At 65.1% G+C, this 12,638-nt stretch carries 13 protein-coding genes and 1 pseudogene; 7 read left to right on the top strand and 7 right to left on the bottom strand.

The annotated features are described in order from the left end of the window. Nucleotides 1-54: 54 nt before the first annotated feature. Both BN60_RS22580 and BN60_RS31855 read right to left on the bottom strand, forming a co-directional pair. Nucleotides 55-1,413 (bottom strand): MBL fold metallo-hydrolase RNA specificity domain-containing protein, encoded by a 1,359-nt coding sequence (locus tag BN60_RS22580; protein WP_245539838.1) that lies wholly within the window; start codon nucleotides 1,411-1,413, stop codon nucleotides 55-57. 66 nt (nucleotides 1,414-1,479) lie between these two features. Next, nucleotides 1,480-1,704, bottom strand: a pseudogene (locus BN60_RS31855) (MBL fold metallo-hydrolase); the annotation flags it as partial. A 100-nt stretch (nucleotides 1,705-1,804) separates the two neighbouring features. Here BN60_RS31855 and BN60_RS22575 point away from each other — a divergent pair. The 4 genes from BN60_RS22575 to BN60_RS29210 all read left to right on the top strand — a co-directional run bounded on the left by BN60_RS22575 (nucleotide 1,805) and on the right by BN60_RS29210 (nucleotide 3,773). After that, complete coding sequence (locus tag BN60_RS22575) at nucleotides 1,805-2,083, top strand: hypothetical protein (protein ID WP_020698433.1); 279 nt, start codon at nucleotides 1,805-1,807, stop codon at nucleotides 2,081-2,083. Between the two features lie 79 nt (nucleotides 2,084-2,162). Continuing rightward, nucleotides 2,163-2,735, top strand: coding sequence for an HPF/RaiA family ribosome-associated protein (locus BN60_RS22570; RefSeq protein WP_020698432.1), 573 nt, complete (start codon nucleotides 2,163-2,165; stop codon nucleotides 2,733-2,735). An 88-nt stretch (nucleotides 2,736-2,823) separates the two neighbouring features. Further along, a complete protein-coding gene (locus tag BN60_RS22565) occupies nucleotides 2,824-3,267 on the top strand; it encodes a DUF2267 domain-containing protein (RefSeq protein ID WP_020698431.1) in 444 nt (147 codons plus the stop codon). 2 nt (nucleotides 3,268-3,269) lie between these two features. Further along, on the top strand, nucleotides 3,270-3,773 hold the full coding sequence (locus BN60_RS29210; protein WP_020698430.1) for a host attachment protein: 504 nt from the start codon (nucleotides 3,270-3,272) through the stop codon (nucleotides 3,771-3,773). Between the two features lie 27 nt (nucleotides 3,774-3,800). Here the strand turns inward: BN60_RS29210 and BN60_RS22555 are convergent, their stop codons facing one another. After that, entirely contained in the window at nucleotides 3,801-4,106 is a 306-nt protein-coding gene (locus tag BN60_RS22555; protein WP_020698429.1) for a c-type cytochrome, read from the bottom strand. 155 nt (nucleotides 4,107-4,261) lie between these two features. On the opposite strand from BN60_RS22555, the gene BN60_RS22550 reads away from it, so the two are divergent. Next, on the top strand, nucleotides 4,262-4,681 hold the full coding sequence (locus BN60_RS22550; RefSeq protein WP_020698428.1) for a CBS domain-containing protein: 420 nt from the start codon (nucleotides 4,262-4,264) through the stop codon (nucleotides 4,679-4,681). A gap of 15 nt (nucleotides 4,682-4,696) precedes the next feature. On the opposite strand, the gene BN60_RS22545 is transcribed toward BN60_RS22550, so the two are convergent. Next, complete coding sequence (locus BN60_RS22545; protein ID WP_020698427.1) at nucleotides 4,697-5,533, bottom strand: universal stress protein; 837 nt, start codon at nucleotides 5,531-5,533, stop codon at nucleotides 4,697-4,699. A 265-nt stretch (nucleotides 5,534-5,798) separates the two neighbouring features. On the opposite strand from BN60_RS22545, the gene BN60_RS22540 reads away from it, so the two are divergent. Next, entirely contained in the window at nucleotides 5,799-6,560 is a 762-nt protein-coding gene (locus BN60_RS22540) for an SDR family NAD(P)-dependent oxidoreductase (RefSeq protein WP_043284246.1), read from the top strand. Between the two features lie 18 nt (nucleotides 6,561-6,578). Here BN60_RS22540 and BN60_RS22535 read toward each other — a convergent pair whose 3' ends face one another. Beyond that, a complete protein-coding gene (locus BN60_RS22535) occupies nucleotides 6,579-7,451 on the bottom strand; it encodes a shikimate dehydrogenase family protein (protein WP_020698424.1) in 873 nt (290 codons plus the stop codon). A 68-nt stretch (nucleotides 7,452-7,519) separates the two neighbouring features. Further along, nucleotides 7,520-8,002: a peroxiredoxin gene (locus tag BN60_RS22530; protein ID WP_020698423.1), complete on the bottom strand. Its 483-nt coding sequence runs from the start codon at nucleotides 8,000-8,002 to the stop codon at nucleotides 7,520-7,522. 143 nt (nucleotides 8,003-8,145) lie between these two features. Between BN60_RS22530 and BN60_RS22525 the strand changes: the two genes are divergently transcribed. Beyond that, nucleotides 8,146-8,745, top strand: a complete 600-nt coding sequence (locus tag BN60_RS22525) for a YqgE/AlgH family protein (RefSeq protein WP_020698422.1) — start codon at nucleotides 8,146-8,148, stop codon at nucleotides 8,743-8,745. 215 nt (nucleotides 8,746-8,960) lie between these two features. On the opposite strand, the gene BN60_RS22520 is transcribed toward BN60_RS22525, so the two are convergent. Further along, the gene (locus BN60_RS22520) at nucleotides 8,961-12,470 is read right to left on the bottom strand and encodes an indolepyruvate ferredoxin oxidoreductase family protein (RefSeq protein ID WP_020698421.1); all 3,510 of its coding nucleotides are present in this window, start codon (nucleotides 12,468-12,470) and stop codon (nucleotides 8,961-8,963) included. Nucleotides 12,471-12,638: the final 168 nt, after the last annotated feature.

Raw genomic sequence — 12,638 nt, 5'->3', positions numbered from 1 at the left:
GGCGGGCAGTCAGGCGCATGTCGGGCCAGCGCGTTCGCTCGGCCAAAACGAGGCCTACGACCTCGACATCATGGTTTCCCGCTTCGAGCCGTTGCCGACGCCGACTCGATGAGAGTCGATCAGGCGGCGCACTTCATTCAGCAGTTGTTGCCGCCGGCGATCGTCGCTCTCTTGCTGCAGCGCACTGCGTAGATCGAGCAACGCCGCGGCGTAATCGTTGTGCCAATCGCGCTGTGCGCTCGCCTGCGCCGCCGGCATACGCGGCACGGCAGCGGTCTGCGACGGAACGGCGTGCCATCGGTCGTCGTGGAATTCGATGTCGAATGCCTGATCGAGTTCCGGCATCGTCATGAATGAACGATCCAGCCCGGCCGCAAAAAGGGCTTCTGAAAGGCCCTGCGCGGCATCGGGCTCGCCATGCACCAGCAGCGCCGAGCCGAGTGTCGGGAGGAGCGGGCGGGCCCATTCGACCAGCTCGTCGCGGTCGGCGTGCCCGGAGTAGGTGTCGATGGCACGGATACGCGCCTTCACGTTGATTTCTTCACCGTGGATACGTACGCGCGCCGCGCCGTCACGGATGAGCGCGCCCAGCGTGCCAGGCGCCTGGTATCCGACAAAGAGCACCGTCGAGTCGGGCCGCCATAGATGGTCCTTGAGATGATGCTTCACGCGACCAGCCTCGCACATGCCGGAGCCGGCAAGGATGACGGCGCCGCCGTGGATGCGCCCGATCGCCTTGCTCTGCTCGACCGTTTCGATCAGGCGGAAGTCGCCGCCCGTAAAGGCCGGCCTGTCTGGGCCGCGGTCCAAGGCGCGGCGATGGCGGCGAAACACCTCGGTTGTACGGCCGGCGAGCGGAGAATCCAGGAAAACCGGGACGGCTCCGATCTCGCCGTCGCGTTTCAGGCGGGCAATGTCGTCGAGTATCTCCTGGGTGCGCTCCACGGCAAACACGGGAACGATGACATTGCCGCCCGCCTTAAGCGCGTCGCTCAGTTCGCGTCCAAGCAGGGTCCGGCGTTCGGCTTCGGTTGGTCGCGGCCGCGGGCGGTTGCCGTAGGTCGACTCCAGCAGAACGATGTCGCAGGGCGCCGGGATCGACGGATCGGGCTGGAGAGCCTTCTCCCGGGGGCCGATATCGCCGGAGAAGACGAAACGCACGGGTCGCGGCCTGGCGTCGACCTCCATTTCGATGAAGGCGCTACCCAGGATGTGACCGGCGTTGCGCAAGCGCGCGCGTACGCCTTTCAAAGGCTCGAACCACGTGTCGTAGCGCTGCCCGGCAAGCAGCGAGAGCGAGGCCTCGGCATCGACGCGGGTATAGATGGGGGCGACCGGGGGCTCTCCGCGGCGGCTGTTGCGCCGGTTCAGCCGATCGACGTCGCCCTCCTGGATGGCGCCGGCGTCGGGCAACAGCCAGTGCAGAAGATCGCGGCTGGCTTCCGTCGTCCATGCTTTGCCGCGGAACCCTGCCACGGCAAGCTTGGGAAACAGGCCAGTATGATCGATGTGGGCGTGAGTCAGCAGCACAGCCTCGATGGTCGAGGCCTCGAAGGGAAAGTGACGATAATTAAGGCTGCGCAGCGACTTCGGCCCCTGAAACATGCCGCAGTCGACCAGCAGATCGCCGCCCGGGGTCACCAGCCGGTAGCAAGAGCCCGTCACCGTACCGGCGGCGCCGTGGATGTGCAGGGAGATATGCATGTTCAACCGTACCCCCGACGGTCCCAGGAGACTTGATGCAGGTCAAGGCATGGTCCGGCATGCACGTAGACCTTGAGGCCTGCATTGAACGGACTTCGCCATGCATCCGAAACACACACTTTGGATTTTGCTGGCGGCGCTCATGGTGTGCGCCGCCCCGGTGCAGGCGCAGACCGACGCCCAGAAGGCCCGGCGTTGCGCCACGCTCGCTGGGACGGCGGACTACTACCTGACCCGGCGCGGGGAGGGTTCCGGCGGTCCGAACATGATCGCGCTGGGCGCCCGTCTGGATTGCGAAAAAGGCGCTTACGATCGTGGCATCTCGACCCTGGAAAAGCTCTTGCTCGACAAGCGCATTCCGCTTCCGCCCGACCCCTAGTCAGGTCCGGCCTTTGACCTGTCTCAAGTTCGCGCGCGGTCACCTCTCGCAGACTGTCGCTTTCCAAGAGGAGCGTGCAATGCCGTCCTGGCTTCAGATCACTTTTCGCAACATCGATGCCTCTCCCGCGGTCGAGACGAAGATTCGCGAGCGTGCCCGTGAGCTCGAGCAGTTCTTTGATCGCATCGTGAGCTGCCGCGTTGTCATCGAGGCGCCGAACCGGCGCCGGCATGGCGATCTGTTCCACATCCGCGTCGACCTCAAGGTGCCCGGCAAGGAGATCGTGGTGAAACGCGATCCTTCCGAGCATCATGCCCACGAGGATATCTACGTCGCGGTACGCGATTGCTTCGACGCCGTGCGTCGCCAGCTCGAGGATCATGTTCGCCACCGGCGCGGTGACGTGAAGGCGCATGCGGTTCCCGCCCATGGCAAAGTGGCAAGCCTCATGGCCGAGCGCGACTACGGCTTCATCGATGCCAGCGATGGCGCCGAGGTCTATTTCCACCGCAATGCCGTTGCCGATGGCGGCTTCGAGAAGCTCGCCGTCGGTGACGAAGTCCGGTTCTCTCTTCATTCCGGAGAAGGCGAGAAGGGACCGCAGGCAAGCAATGTGGTTGCCATCGGCAAGCATCATTTACCGCCTGCATGATGTGCCCGAAGGCGCGGGTTGACGCAGATCAAGTACATCGGTCCGTCCAACCTGCAGTCTCTCGGCGTCCATGCCACAGGAGCCACCGATGAGCATGACGGGTCTCGACACCTTCGACACCACGGTCCAGGAGACCAATCACTGGCTGAAGATCATGATGGGCGAACTCGGCACCGACGATCGCCGGATCGCCTTCAACGCGTTGCGCGCTGCCCTGCATGCGCTGCGCGACCGCGTGGGCCTGGAGAATGCCGTGCACCTGGGCGCCCAGCTGCCGATGCTGCTGCGCGGAGCGTACTACGAGGGCTGGCATCCGGCAGGGACGCCGACACGCGAACGCCGTCTCGCCGACTTCATCGACCATGTTGCCGAGCAGCTGCCACCGAAAACCACGATCAACCCGGGTGAGGCGGCACGTGCCAGCTTTGTCGTGATGGAACGCTGCCTGGATCGGGGCGAGCTCATGAAGCTGCGAGGCAGCCTGCCGCACGAGGTGCTCAACCTCTTCCCCGATTCACTCGTGAGGAAATGATCATGGCCAAGCGTCCCACCAAGACCTGGATTGTCGTCGCTGACGGCGCCCGGGCGCGCTTTTTCAGCCCGGACAGGGAAACGACGAAGCTGGTGCCGACAGGCCCCAACAACCTCGTGGCGCCTGCGAGCCGGCAACGGCCGCGCGATCTCAAGAGCGACAAGCCCGGCCGCAGCTTCAGCGCCTCACGCAGCGGCGTGCGTCACGCGTTCGAGCCGCCACACGATTATCACAAGCTCGAGAAGCATCGCTTCATGGCCACGCTGGCAGACGCACTAGACGATGCCTGCGGCCGACGCGCTTTCGATGATCTCATCCTGGTGGCGCCCCGCCGCAGCCTGGGTGAATTGCGCGGTCTCCTGTCCAAGCGCGTGCAGGGAAGCGTACGTCAGGAAGTCGCCAAGGATTTGACCAACGAGCCGCCCAGCCTGTTGCGCCGCCGGCTGCAGTCTTTGCTGGTCGTAAAGACCGAGTCTCCTCCCCGCAGGTTGCCGCGCGCGACGTAGCGCGACGGCTCCTTCGAATGTTGCCTCTTACTTGGCGCGAAGACTGTAGATGTAGGCGACGAGATCGTCTTGCTGCCGCTTGCTAAGAGAAAAATCCGGCATACGGCTGTGCTGCTGGCTCATCGCTGCCCGCAGCATGTCGGCTGTCAGGCCGGGCTTGGCGGCGATGGCGGGGAAGGTGGGCAGGCCGTTCGCCGGTGCCTCGGTCGCCGCCCGGTCGACCACATGACAGGAAGAACACCATCGCAGGGCGATCTCGCGCCCCTGCTGCGCGTCCTGCGCGGCGGCGATTGATGGAATGAACGCAATGACGCAAGCAAAATAGCGAAACATGGGCTGCTCCCAATGTCGAACGCGTCGCTGGCCGCATCGAGGCGGTGCCCTGAAGCAATATGCCGTCCTTGCTAGGCGGACGTTGATCTTGATCAAGCCGTCGACGGCGGATGGCGCGCACCATGCCCGCGGTTGACTGATTCGTGGAGGGCATCATGCGGAAATTCTCCGTCGTAACCCTGCAACACCACCCAATCACGATGAACGAAGCGGCCAGCGTCACGGAAGCTTGCGATCAGATGCGTGCCCGCGGGCCCGGATCGGTCCTGGTGACCGGACAGGCCGGCCAACTGGTGGGCATCTTTACCGGCCGGGACGCAGTGTGCCGGGTCCTGGCGCAACGGTTGGACCCGTCCCGCACCTGCCTTGCCGACGTCATGACACGGGATCCCAAGACAATCTTGCCCGACCAGACCGCATTTGAAGTCTTGCGCCTGATGGCGGAAGGCGGCTTCCGCCACATGCCGATGCTCAAGAACGGCAAGATTGTCGGTTTGGTTTCCCGTGGCGACTTCAAGGGTGTCGAGCTCAATCCCGATCATGAGGAATGCGATCTATGGGAGCATCTGCATTGAGGCCGCCGACGCCTCTCAGTGCGACACCAGGATCGGGACCGTCATGCTGCCGAGCAGTGTGCGGCTCGCCCCGCCCAGCACCATCTCGCGCAGCCGGGAATGGCCGTAGAGCCCCATTACAATCAGGTCGACATCGTGGTCCGCGGCACGCGACAGAATTACGCTGCCGACATCGGCATCGGCCGCCACGTCGCGCTGCACCGTCACGGTGACGCCTTGGCGTGCCAGCCACGCTGCGGCGTCGGCGCCCGGCTCGGCGCCGTGTCCATATGTCGACGAGTGGGCATCGACGCAGAGGACGATGACGTTGGAGGCGGCGCGTAGCATGGGCAGCGCATCCGAGGCCGCACGGGCGCTCTCACGGCTCGCATTCCAGCACAGCATGACGGTCTTGGCAGTCTCTGCCGGCGCGCCGACATACGGCACAACCAATATCGGCCGGCCGGTCGACAATGCCATGGTTTCGGGCAGATCCAGCGGCGTGAAAGACGGCGTATCGGGATCGGCTTGCCCAAGCACCATGAGGTCGGCGTAGCGTGCATGGACGGCCAGGCGTGAGTCCACGTAGCCCTCCTCGGACCGCCATTCCGTCGTGATTTCGACCCCTTTCACAGCCTTGGCAAAGGCTGCTTTCGCGGCCGCCAAGTTTGCCTTCGTCGTCTCTTCAAAGACAGCGTAGAAGTTGCCCATTACCGAGGTTCCGTTGAACATGGCCGGAGCTTCGAACGGTTCCTGGATGTGCACGCCGACGAGGTGGGCTTGGTGGCGCTTGGCCAGCTCCACTGCGATGGCAAGTCTGTACGCGACCTTCGGATCGGCGTCGCAATGAACCAGGATGGTCTTGTAGCCCATGTTCTTCTCCTGCCGTCGTGAGGCACGAAGGATGACGCGGTCGGCGCAGGCGACCTTGACTCAGGTCAAGCAGCCTGGCCACTAAACATGGGAGCGAGCTTAGCGGCGGCCGCTTGCCATGTTGGCCGCGCGCATCGTTCCGCCCAGCGATCAGGAGATGTATCGGCACTGCGTCGCCAACCTCTCCTCGCGCCTTGACATAGTCCGCCAGCCGCCGCCCTCGATGGGCTTGCCGGTGGCCTGATGGGACTCTACTCCTGTCGCCATGACTGCTTCTCCTCGAGTGATTCTCATCACGGGCGCTTCTTCCGGCATCGGCGCCGCGACGGCGCGCACGCTTGCCGCTCCCGATACCGCGCTGGCGCTTCACGCCCGCAAGAACCGCGCAGGGCTCGAACGGGTCGCGAACTTCGTGACGGGTGCCGGTGGCCAGGCGTTGATCCTGGAAGGCGATCTCGCCGAGTCCGGCACGGCGGCCCGCCTGATCGAAGAGACGGTCGCCAAGTTCGGTCACCTAGAGATCGTGGTGAGCAACGCAGGCTTTGCCGACCGTCGCCAGGTGGGGGATATCGACCGGGCCGGCTGGGATGCCAGCCAGGCGTCGATGACGGCGGCTTTTTTCGAGCTTGCGACGGCTGCCAAGCCCTGGCTTCTCAAGGCCGGCGCGGCCGGCCGTTTGATCGGTGTCTCCTCCTTCGTGGCGCATGCCTTTGCCCGTGGGCTCGTGACCTTCCCGGCGTCTGCCGCCGCCAAGGCCGGCCTCGAAGCCTTCGCCAAGGTCTTTGCCGTCGACCTCGCCGCCTCGGGCGCGACGGTGAACTGCGTGGCGCCGGGCTTCATCGAGAAGGACCCCGACGCCCATGTCGCCGTGCCTCGCGCCGGCATGGAGAAGATCAGCGAGTCGATACCGATGCGCCGCTACGGCAAGCCGGCCGAAGTGGCCGCCCTGATCGCCTTCCTCTGCTCGCCGGCGTCGAGCTACATCACCGGCCAGACGATCCACGTGAACGGCGGCGTGACGCTGTAGCCGGCCGGCTCCTTCGCTTCAGCCGATGGAGCGGACCAGGCGAACGATGTCGATGCCTTTGGTGTCGATGCCGAACCAGTCGAGATAGAGCGGCACCTGATGATCGAGCATGTGCCGGCCGTGATGGATGCGCCGGCCGTGGGTCCGGGCGCGCTGCAGCAAGGGCGTCTCGGCCGGGCTCATGATGACATCGGCCACGACCGTTTCGGGATCGAGGGTCATCGGGTCGAAGGATTGCGGGTCGCCGGGCTTGAGGCCGAGTGGCGTCGCGTTGATCGCGATATTGATGCCTTTGGGTGGCGAACTGACCTCGGCCACGGGTACGTCCGGGTAGTGGTGCAGCAAGCGGTCGATCCCCTTGCTCGCCCGCGAGTCCTGGATTTCCGTCACCAGCAGGCGGCCGATGCCGGCTTCGCAGAGCGCCGCCGCGATTGCGCCGCCGGCTCCGCCGAGGCCGACCAGCCAGATGCTGGCGTCGCGCACGCGATGTCCCTGCGCCTCCAACCCGCGCACGAAGCTCACGCCATCGACATTGTCGCCGATCAACGTGCCGTCGCCGTCGCGCCGCACCAGGTTGACGCTGCCGGCTGCCAGTGCGCGCGGGGTCGCGCGGCCCAGCAGGTCGAGCATGGCCGTCTTGTGTGGGATGGTGACGGTGAAGCCGCCGAGATTGCGCATCTTGGCCAGCGCTTCGAGCATCAGCGGCAGGAGGTCGGACCCGCCCTCGAACGGTAGCCAGACGGCATTGGCGCCGACGGCGGCGAAAACCTGCGGCATGATCGCGGTCATGCGGAGCTGGCGGATCGGGTCGCCGATCGTGCCGTAGAGGCGTGTGGCGCCGTTTACCTGGAAGAGGCCGGTGAAGAGAGGCGGTTGTTCTGCCGGAGTCATGTTGCCCCAAACGAAAACGGCGGAGCTTGCGCTCCGCCGTCGATTTTGGCCGTGGATGGTCCCAGGCGCTAGAGGTTCTTCAGCACGTGCTCGGCCGAAGACACTTCGAACGCACCGGGCTTCTCGACGAAGAGGTTCTTGATGACGCCGTCCTCGACGACCATGGCGTAGCGCTGGCTGCGCGTGCCGAGGCCGAACTTGGAGCCGTCCATGGTCAGGCCCATTGCCTGTGTGAATTCGCCATTGCCGTCACCCAGCATCAGGACGGCATCGCCGGCCTTCTGGTCCTTGCCCCAGGCGCCCATGACGAACGCATCGTTGACGGAAATGCAGGCGATCGTATCGACACCCTTCGCCTTCAGGGCAGCTGCTTCGGCCACGAACCCGGGCACGTGCTTTGCTGAACAAGTGGGGGTGAACGCCCCCGGCAGCGCGAAGGCAACAACCTTCTTGCCGGGCGCGAAAAGTTCTTCGGTGGTGACCGCCTTGGGGCCTTCCGGACCCATGGTGCGCAACGTGGCGCTGGGCACCTTGTCGCCGACTTTCGCCATTCTCTGCTCCTCCAATGCCGCCCAACCGCGGCCTTTTGCGAACCGGCGGACCCTAGGCCGGGCTCCGGCCTTTGTCTATGCGGGCGCTGTGACCCTTGATCTTTGACCGGACAATCCCCATGGATTTGGAGGATTATAGAATCATGTCCGGGTCAGGCTCCCCCGCCGCTACGCTGGTCGGCCGCTTCCTGGTCGCCGCACCGTCCATGCCGGACGAGCGTTTCCAGAAGAGCGTCGTGTTTCTCTGTAAACACGATGACGATGGTGCTTTGGGCATCATCGTGAACAACAAGGTCGACGACCTCCCCTTGGGCCAGGTCTACAAACAGCTCGGGATCGAAGTATCGCCGGCGGCGGCCGAACGGCCGGTGCTGTTTGGCGGCCCGGTCGAAACCGCGCGCGGCCTGGTTTTGCATTCAGCCGATTACAAGCGCGAGGAGACCCTGCTGATCGAGGGCGGCATGGCGCTCACCGCCTCGCTCGAAATTCTGAGGGACATGGCCGGCGGCAGCGGCCCCAAGCATGCGTGGCTGGCGCTGGGTCATTCCGGCTGGGCACCCGGCCAGCTCGATCGCGAAATGCAGGACAATGCCTGGCTGGTCGTCGACGGCGACGCCGAGCTGGTATTCGATGTCGACTTCGCCGCGAAGTGGCAGCGCGCCCTCGATCGCCTCGGCGGCAAAGGTGGGCCCGGCGGCCGGTTCGATCCGGCATCCTTCTCGCACCAGAGCGGTCGCGCCTGACGCGCCAACGCGTTCAAGATCGCTCGCGATTGCAGTTGGGGTGCGATACTCGTCCGCAGATTGTGATTACCTTCCCCAGGCGAACGGGCTTATAGCGACAAATACGCTGGCTGCATTCCTCCCTTCGCAGACAGCGCGCGTACCCGGGACGTCTGCGCTCCTTCCCCAACCCCTTAGGGGAGCGCAGGCGTCCCGTCCTCGTTTCGGAGGCGTTGTTATTCGGCCGCGACGGACTGTGTGGCCGGGCTCTTGTAGGCAGCGAGCAGGGTTGCTTCGCGTTCCTTCGCGGCCTTCACGTTCTTCTCCTTGATGTGGCCGAAGCCGCGCATCGTCTCGGGCAACGCGGCGATCTGCACCGCCATCGCGTGATTGTCCTGGCCGAGCGTGGCGAGCAGCGTCTCGACGGTGGCCTCGTACTCGCCGATCAACCGGCGCTCCATGCGCCGCTCCTCGGTGTAGCCGAAGATGTCGAGCTTGCTGCCGCGCAGGCGCTTCAGCGAGGCGAGCAGGCGGAAGGCCGGCATCATCCAGCTTCCGAACTCGCTCTTCTTGAGTTGGCCTGTCGTCGGATCGCGATCGGCGAACAGCGGCGGCGCAAGATGGAAAGTGAGCTTGTAGTCGCCTTCGAATTGCGTGCCGAGCTTCTTCAGGAACTCGCCGTCGGTGTAGAGGCGGGCGACCTCGTACTCGTCCTTGTAGGCCATCAGCTTGTAGAGCGACTTGGCAACAGCCTCCGCAAGGCCTCGACGGCCGGGCGCCTTGTCCTTCTCGGCCTTTGAGACCTTGTCGACAAACGCGCGATAGCGTTCGGCATAGGCCTTGTCTTGGTAGGCGGTCAGCAGCTCGACTCGCTTGGCCACGATCTCAGGCAAAGTGCGGGCAACCGGCTTCTCGACGCGAAGCGTCGGCTTGGCCGCGGCCTGCACGGCGGCGAGATTGTGGGCGGCCAGACGGCCCCAGGCGAAGGTGCGCTTGCTGGTCTCGACGGCAACGCCGTTCAGCTCGATGGCGCGCTCGATCGCTTCCAGCGACAGCGGGATCAGGCCCTTCTGCCAGGCATGGCCCAGCATGAAGAGGTTGGTCGCAATCGAGTCTCCCAGGATCGCCGTAGCGAGGCCGGTGCCGTCGATGAACGATGTCGCCTCGTCGCCCGCGGCGTCGCGGATGGATTTCATCATTGCTTCGGCGCCGAGATCCATATCGCCGTTCATCACGAAGGCCGCGACCGGCTGGACGTAGCCGTTGATCACCGCCTTGGTGACGCCCTGCTCGATGCGCGAGAGGGCGGCGGGTGACGCAGCCACGACCATGTCGCAGCCCAACACCAGGTTGGCGCCGCCGGCGGCGATGCGCACGGCATGCAGGTCCTCGGGCTTGGGCGCGAGCCGGACATGGCTCATCACCGCGCCGTTCTTCTGGGCAAGACCCGTGAAGTCGAGCACGGTGCAGCCCTTGCCTTCAAGATGGGCGGCCATGCCGATCAGGGCGCCGACGGTGATCACGCCGGTGCCGCCGATGCCGGTTACCAGGATGCCGTAGGCCTCGCTCAGAGGCCGCAGCGTCGGCATCGGCAGAGACGCAAAGGGATCGTCCTGCACGACCTTGAGCTGCGGCCTCCGTGCCTTGCGGACGGCGCCGCCGTGTACCGATACGAAGCTCGGGCAGAAGCCGTTCAGGCAGGAGAAATCCTTGTTGCAATTGCTCTGGTCGATCTGACGCTTGCGGCCGAGTTCGGTCTCCAGCGGCTTGACCGATACGCAGTTGCTCTTGTCGGAACAGTCGCCGCAGCCTTCGCAGACGGCATCGTTGATGAACACGCGCTTGGCGGGATCGGGGAAGGTGCCGCGCTTGCGGCGGCGGCGCTTTTCGGCCGCGCAGGTCTGGTCGTAGACGATGACGGTGAGGCCCGGAATATCGCGCAGCTCGCGCTGCACGGCATCGAGTTCGTCGCGGTGACGGATGGTGACGCCATGTGCGAAGCCGGCATTCATCGGGTACTTGTCCGGCTCGTCGGTGACGACGACCACTTTCTTCGCACCCTCGGCTTCGACCTGGCGCGTGATCTCCGGCACGGTCAGCGGCCCGTCGTGCGGCTGGCCGCCGGTCATGGCGACGGCGTCGTTGAACAGGATCTTGTAGGTGATGTTGACGCCGGCGGCAGCGGACTGGCGGATCGCCATCAGGCCGGAATGGTAGTAGGTGCCATCACCCAGATTCTGGAAGATATGCTTGTCGGAATGGAACGGCGCCTGGCCGACCCAGCCCACGCCTTCGCCGCCCATGTGGGAGATGAGCGACGTGCGGCGCTCCGGCATCCAGATCGCCATGCCGTGACAGCCGATGCCGGCCATGGCGCGGCTGCCCTCGGGCACGCGCGTCGAGGTGTTGTGCGGGCAGCCTGAGCAGAAGAACGGCGTGCGCGCCACCTTGGGCGGCGGGGCGGCGAGGAGCTTCTCCTTGGCTTCGAGACGGGCCAGCCGCTGGCGCAGCTCGGGCGACTCGCCTTGATGTTTCATTAGCCGGTTGGCGATCACCATGGCGACGCCAGTCGGTGTCAGTTCACCTTCGCTCGGCAGGATGATGCGGCCGGTTTCGTCGGCCTTGCCGATCACCAGCGGGCGACGATCGGCCGGCGAGTTGTAGAGCAGGCGGATGAGCTGGTCTTCGAGGTTCGAGCGCTTCTCCTCGACGACGATCACTTCCTGGAGGCCTTCGGCGAAACGCCGCGCCCCTTCGGGTTCCAGCGGCCAGGTCACGCCGACCTTGTAGAGGCGGATGCCCAGCGCTTTGGCGCGCTCGTCGTCGATGCCGAGATCTTCCAGCGCCTGGCGCGTATCGAGATAGGCCTTGCCGGTCGTCATGATGCCGATGCGCGGGCGCGGCGGATCGATCACCATCCTGTCGAAGCCGTTGACGCGCACGAAGGCACGCACGGCGTCCATCTTTGGCCCGTGCAGACGCTTCTCCGCTTCGAGCGGCGGATCGGGGTTGCGGATACCGAGGCCGCCCGGCGGGAGCTGGAAGTCGGTCGGCATCACGATCTGGATGCGTTCGGGATCGACCCAGACCGAGGCGCCGCTCTCGACGGTCTCGGAGATCGCCTTGAAGCCCACCCAGCATCCCGAGTAGCGCGACAATGCGAAGCCCAGGATGCCGAAATCGAGATACTCCTGAACCGTCGCCGGATTGACGACGGGGATCATCGCGGCCGAGAAGACCTGCTCGCTCTGATGCGGCAAGGTCGAGGACTGGCAGCCATGGTCGTCGCCCGCTAGCGCGATGACGCCGCCGTGCGGCGAGGTGCCGGCGGCATTGCCATGCTTCAGCACGTCCATCGAACGATCGACGCCCGGGCCCTTGCCGTACCAGATCGAGAACACGCCATCGACCGTGGCGCCGGGGAACAGGTTGGTCTGCTGGCTGCCCCACACCGCCGTCGCCGCCAGGTCCTCGTTGAGCCCGGGCTGGAAGTGGATGTTGTTTTCCTTGAGGTAGCGCTTCGCGCCCCACAGCGCGTTGTCGTACATGCCGAGCGGCGAGCCGCGATAGCCGGAGATGAAGCCCCCGGTATTGAGGCCGGCCGCGAGGTCGCGCTGGCGTTGCATCATCGGCAGGCGCACCAGCGCCTGGATGCCGGTCATGTACACGCGGCCTTTGTTGAGCCGATAGCGGTCCTCCAGCGCATAGTCGCCAAAAACAAGAGGAACAGGTGCGGCGGTGCTCATTGCGGGAGGCCCTCCGAATGCGGCGGCGTAAACGGGCGTTTATTCCGGGCCAGCATAGCGGGCGAAAGGACGGTCGGGAAAGGCTGCAAGTGCCGATGCGAGAGAGAGTTTCGCAACCCTGCACAAGCAATTGCGTTGTATTGTAAGGTGGCCGGGCAACCTCTGGAG

This window comes from Reyranella massiliensis 521, assembly GCF_000312425.1.
Taxonomy (GTDB): domain Bacteria; phylum Pseudomonadota; class Alphaproteobacteria; order Reyranellales; family Reyranellaceae; genus Reyranella; species Reyranella massiliensis.
This window is presented reverse-complemented; position numbering and strand designations above follow the sequence as displayed.

What these genes read in the sequence shown, in the direction of transcription:
- BN60_RS22575 (WP_020698433.1), top strand. Translation starts at nt 1,805, where the DNA reads ATGCATCCGAAACACACACTTTGGATTTTGCTGGCGGCGCTCATGGTG.
- BN60_RS22570 (WP_020698432.1), top strand. Translation starts at nt 2,163, where the DNA reads ATGCCGTCCTGGCTTCAGATCACTTTTCGCAACATCGATGCCTCTCCC.
- BN60_RS22565 (WP_020698431.1), top strand. Translation starts at nt 2,824, where the DNA reads ATGAGCATGACGGGTCTCGACACCTTCGACACCACGGTCCAGGAGACC.
- BN60_RS29210 (WP_020698430.1), top strand. Translation starts at nt 3,270, where the DNA reads ATGGCCAAGCGTCCCACCAAGACCTGGATTGTCGTCGCTGACGGCGCC.
- BN60_RS22555 (WP_020698429.1), bottom strand. Translation starts at nt 4,106, where the DNA reads ATGTTTCGCTATTTTGCTTGCGTCATTGCGTTCATTCCATCAATCGCC.
- BN60_RS22550 (WP_020698428.1), top strand. Translation starts at nt 4,262, where the DNA reads ATGCGGAAATTCTCCGTCGTAACCCTGCAACACCACCCAATCACGATG.
- BN60_RS22545 (WP_020698427.1), bottom strand. Translation starts at nt 5,533, where the DNA reads ATGGGCTACAAGACCATCCTGGTTCATTGCGACGCCGATCCGAAGGTC.
- BN60_RS22540 (WP_043284246.1), top strand. Translation starts at nt 5,799, where the DNA reads ATGACTGCTTCTCCTCGAGTGATTCTCATCACGGGCGCTTCTTCCGGC.
- BN60_RS22535 (WP_020698424.1), bottom strand. Translation starts at nt 7,451, where the DNA reads ATGACTCCGGCAGAACAACCGCCTCTCTTCACCGGCCTCTTCCAGGTA.
- BN60_RS22530 (WP_020698423.1), bottom strand. Translation starts at nt 8,002, where the DNA reads ATGGCGAAAGTCGGCGACAAGGTGCCCAGCGCCACGTTGCGCACCATG.
- BN60_RS22525 (WP_020698422.1), top strand. Translation starts at nt 8,146, where the DNA reads ATGTCCGGGTCAGGCTCCCCCGCCGCTACGCTGGTCGGCCGCTTCCTG.
- BN60_RS22520 (WP_020698421.1), bottom strand. Translation starts at nt 12,470, where the DNA reads ATGAGCACCGCCGCACCTGTTCCTCTTGTTTTTGGCGACTATGCGCTG.